The sequence below is a fragment of the Ferrimicrobium sp. genome, from assembly GCF_027364955.1.
In the GTDB taxonomy this organism is placed as follows: Bacteria; Actinomycetota; Acidimicrobiia; order Acidimicrobiales; family Acidimicrobiaceae; genus Ferrimicrobium.
On the sequence record NZ_DAHXOI010000057.1, the window covers coordinates 1 to 4,287 of the forward strand.

At 38.5% G+C, this 4,287-nt stretch carries 6 protein-coding genes; 5 read left to right on the top strand and 1 reads right to left on the bottom strand.

Annotated elements, in window-relative coordinates; all coding sequences use genetic code 11:
- The first annotated feature begins 22 nt into the window (after window positions 1-22).
- Both M7Q83_RS13825 and M7Q83_RS13830 read left to right on the top strand, forming a co-directional pair.
- Window positions 23-1,081: a helicase-related protein gene (locus tag M7Q83_RS13825; protein ID WP_298340138.1), complete on the top strand. Its 1,059-nt coding sequence runs from the start codon at window positions 23-25 to the stop codon at window positions 1,079-1,081.
- A 29-nt stretch (window positions 1,082-1,110) separates the two neighbouring features.
- Window positions 1,111-1,869 (top strand): hypothetical protein, encoded by a 759-nt coding sequence (locus tag M7Q83_RS13830; protein ID WP_298340123.1) that lies wholly within the window; start codon window positions 1,111-1,113, stop codon window positions 1,867-1,869.
- On the opposite strand, the gene M7Q83_RS13835 is transcribed toward M7Q83_RS13830, so the two are convergent.
- The gene (locus tag M7Q83_RS13835; protein ID WP_298340126.1) at window positions 1,863-2,111 is read right to left on the bottom strand and encodes a hypothetical protein; all 249 of its coding nucleotides are present in this window, start codon (window positions 2,109-2,111) and stop codon (window positions 1,863-1,865) included. The genes M7Q83_RS13830 and M7Q83_RS13835 overlap by 7 nt on opposite strands.
- 110 nt (window positions 2,112-2,221) lie before the next feature.
- Here M7Q83_RS13835 and M7Q83_RS13840 point away from each other — a divergent pair, with 110 nt between their 5' ends.
- The 3 genes from M7Q83_RS13840 to M7Q83_RS13850 all read left to right on the top strand — a co-directional run.
- The gene (locus M7Q83_RS13840; protein WP_298340129.1) at window positions 2,222-2,542 is read left to right on the top strand and encodes a hypothetical protein; all 321 of its coding nucleotides are present in this window, start codon (window positions 2,222-2,224) and stop codon (window positions 2,540-2,542) included.
- A gap of 36 nt (window positions 2,543-2,578) precedes the next feature.
- The gene (locus tag M7Q83_RS13845; protein ID WP_298340132.1) at window positions 2,579-4,096 is read left to right on the top strand and encodes a hypothetical protein; all 1,518 of its coding nucleotides are present in this window, start codon (window positions 2,579-2,581) and stop codon (window positions 4,094-4,096) included.
- Window positions 4,086-4,287, top strand: a 202-nt coding sequence (locus M7Q83_RS13850; RefSeq protein WP_298340135.1) for a hypothetical protein, incomplete at its 3' end; no start/stop codon positions are given. The genes M7Q83_RS13845 and M7Q83_RS13850, both read left to right, overlap by 11 nt.

The following is a 4,287-nucleotide window of genomic DNA, read 5'->3' on the forward strand; positions in this document are numbered from 1 at the left end:
GATCAACTTTCGATTGACTCCTATGAACTTCGTAAGCCCAAGACGGACACTGGTATTGGTTCCTACAACAGTTCTGCTGGATCAGTGGATCAATGACGGGTTTAAGGCATCAGGCATAACAGCATCAGGCGTAGGGAACGGTATGAAGCAATGGGGAGAATATACAGTATCAACCTACCAGAGTGCCATTAGAAACTTAGATCATTTACCACAATACGACATTATCATCTTTGATGAGGCACACCATTTATTTTCACCGGAATATTCACGTATTCTTATGACTCTTCTAAATGCTCCTAATGGTATGCAAAAACATCTCATAGGCCTGACGGCAACGGTAAGGGAATTTGGTGAGGGCAAAACCATGCAGGACAGGTATTTCCCTAATGTATTCTCCAAAAAAATAGAGGATTTCCAGAAAGGATCAGGTAGAATACCCGTAACTATTGAACAGATGCCTGTATATTTCAGTGAGGAAGAGAAAAAGGAATATGAATTTAATCAGCAGATAATAAATAAGGCAAACAGAACCATAGGGCCTATACCTGACTGGAATAAAGCAGCAGGTTCCAGTGATCCAGTGATTAGAAATCTTGCCAAATCAGCAACGGCAGCTAATGCAAGACAGAGAAGATTACTAACAGAGACACCAGAGAAAGTTGATAAAATTATCAGTATATTACAAACAAATCCAGGTCAGTTCATCATATTCTCAGATACCATAGACGGGATCACATCTATTGAGAAAGTCTTGAGAGAACATGGAATATCTGAGGGATCCATTTATTCAGGCATATCAACGCCAGAAAGAAGAAGAATTATACAGGGATTAAGAGACGGGAGCATAAGGGTCTTGGTAGGAGGCAATGCCATATCAGAGGGTCTTGACTTGCCAGACATATCCAATGCAATCTTATCCTCAATGCTGGTGAGATCGACAAGAACGCCAGTGCAGAGGCTTGGAAGAGTATTACGACCATCTCCAGGAAAACATGTAAAGATCTTCCTTGTGTATGTTGCAAACACATCAGAGCAGGAAAATGCCATGAGGATCTACGACATACTGGGAGAGGAAAGATAATTTATATACCCTGAACAAATTATATATACATGGCAATTGGAGGATTAATTAACCAAACGGTAAAAAAGGATATATCACTAAATTTGAATATATCATGGGAATGGGAAAATCAGGATAAAGGCACGGTAAAATGGACATTTTCAAATACAGGAAATAGTATAGGATCAGGCATACTATTCAGGGCTACCTACCCTTTTGGTAATGCTTTCTGGCCTATATACGAAGAGAACCCTGCCTTTGACACAAAATTCACGACAATGGCTATACCACTGGTAGATCAGGGAACAGAGAATAATTCACCACCACTGGCAGTAATAAAGACACCATCGGGATTATTATTTGTGGCATTTGTCTTTACCCTTGATGCTGGGCAAACATGGTCTATGATTGAGGGAGGTTTTTCATCCGAACTTACACCAGATTACAATGGAAAACCATTTGTAATACCTGCTACGAGGGTTGATGTTAATACCTTTTTGATTCACTGGAATGAAGAGCAATGTGCAGGTTATAACCAGCAGGCAAGAACCAATCTTCCATGCCCTGCCAATCCCCTAAATATAACCACAGCAGTATTTTCCATAAATGAGAATATAATACCGTTATTCAATGACACAATCATGACATCACAGGAGGCTAACTCTTCCTGTGTTCAGTTGATTCTTGACGGGCTGGAATATGATAATGTATCAGAGGTTATTGCAGGAGTAGAGTGTGCCTTTGGAGAATTAAGCAAGGCTATTAAAGATAAACTGCTGGTAAATGAAGAAAAAAGAGGCAATCAGTAAATTTCATCTCTCTTTATCCCAATAGTCTTTTTCTGTGCCTGTTTTGTTGAGGTCATTACCCTGCTCTCTATCTCCTCAAAAAAAACATGCAATTTACTACGATCAAAATGTCCGTTATTGATTGCAAGGATAAGAGTGTGTGCAAGAGTAGCTGACAATATGGTTAAACCATCTTCCAATTGCTCATTCTCTATACTCTTCTCAATTTCAACAACGGATTTATTAAGCTTTTTCTCATTCATTTTTAATCATCTTATCTATGTGATGAGTAAGAGAGTAATAAATATTTCTTGTGCTAAGTTTATATGATTGTTTGCATTGATTATTTATGTCATTGCCAGAAAGGATTAATGTGCTTAAAAAGAAAATAACTGATCTTGAAAATTTAATGGGAAAGATAAACAAGAACATAGATTTTATTAACACCTTTATGAGTGTTGATTTAAATAATGGATTTCCAGAGGACTATAAATCGCTAATAGGTTCTGATCTTCGACACACAATGACGGATATGGTAAGATATAAAGAGAGTGTAAAACATTCATTGGGAAACTTGAAAGGAGATCTGAATCATAGCCAAGTAACCCAACAGTTCGATGAAGCTATACAACGAAATTCTAAAGGAAAACCTTTTAATCCAAAGGATCTTAGGAAATATAGAAAACCATACTAAGAAATAACTTATATATCGTTATGTGTTATTAAGCCGATGGCATCCAGAGAATATAACTACGAAGAACTGCTTAATATTCTTTCAAAAATACATACAGAACCCTCATTTACCAATATAAGAGAATATATTGAGTCAAATCGTGGAAAATTCTCTGTAGATGAATATAAACAACTTGAAAGCATGATAAGGGACAGGGAGAGATATTTCAATCCGAGCAGCTGCAATGGTATAAGGGAAATAAGATTATATTACAGGGATAATCAGGGACATGAATTTTCAAATGCATATCCAGGAGAAAAGGGAAAGGCACTATGCAGAGAGGCAAAAGATACGGGTATGACACTCTCACAATATATTACATTTCTTGGATCTGGATCCTCAAATGGATATATCCTCTCAGGATGGACACTTGATGCAAGTGGAGGCAGAAGCACGAATATGCCCAACCAGATAGGCATACAAAGGTCTCAATCCTTACAGGAAAAATATGTAGGCAGGACAATCAGGAGAATGGTAAGGGATGAGGAAGAAAGCAATGCCATACAGGTTGATATGGCAGGCATGATAAACCATCTCAGAGAGGAGATCGCAGAACTGATAAGAGAATCTGCAATAGAAAACAGGGAGAGAATAAAACAGCTGCAGAACGAAATCAGGGAAATGCAATCACGCACAATACCAGTCAATACTAAGGAAACTGTTAAACCACCTGAGCCTGAAAAGCCTGTATCTGAATATCCTAAAACTATATCTGTTGCCTTACAGGGACAGCCTCAGTATCTATATTTTATGCGTTATGCCAATATACTCCATGAACCTATTGAAATCTCAAAACCAGATAAAGGGGTATATAAGATATCAGTGAGGGTATCCAATCAAAACACAGAAGAAAGGCTAAAGAAATTAATAGAGGAAGCAGAAAAGAAGAAACCAGTAACCACAACGGTAAAAAAAGAACATCATCCAGATCATCAAAAAGTCCTTGACGATCTGTGCAAGGTCTATGTTGAAGAATCGGGCATGCCATGTGGTCTGTCGAGAACTGGTGCATTATCCACCCTTGCAGACAGATTGATTGATTATGCCAAGAGTGTAGGATCTGAATGGGATGTATTATACGATCTCCAGAGCATAAACCTGTTTGCACAGAAAGGACAAATCTATACTAAAGAACAGGCAGATGAGGCATTTAACAATGTAGTGTCCTCACTGGTAGGCAGGGGAATAGGCAAGGTTGCAACTGTAAATAAGGAAGAGGATAACATGGCAAAGGACGCTGCAATTTCCGATGCCATTCTTGAGTATGATGCCTATGCCTATGTCAAAGAACATAACCCTGAGATCCCAGTAAATGATTATTCTTATGAATTGAACCGTGCAATCCATGAATTAACGGAATACCATCTCTATCCTAACGATCTGGATGATGCAAGAAAAATAGCAGATTCATGGTTCAATTACAGCAATGGCGTGTCATACAATACTATTTTATCATACAAGATAAAGGATATTATAGATAACTTTAATAAAAGGAATGAGAGATATGAAGATTGATGCAGTAATAGATGATGAAATAATACCTGTGCAGGTTGTGAAACGTGGCAACACAGTCTATATCCGAAGATGTGCAGTTACCATGTTCCAACCAACAGAGAAACAAAAAGAGGTATACCCTGCATCACTGCTAGCCCTGTTTGCTGGACAAGCTCGGGTGGCAGCTTCGGATTGGCAGCCGAGTCCCACCG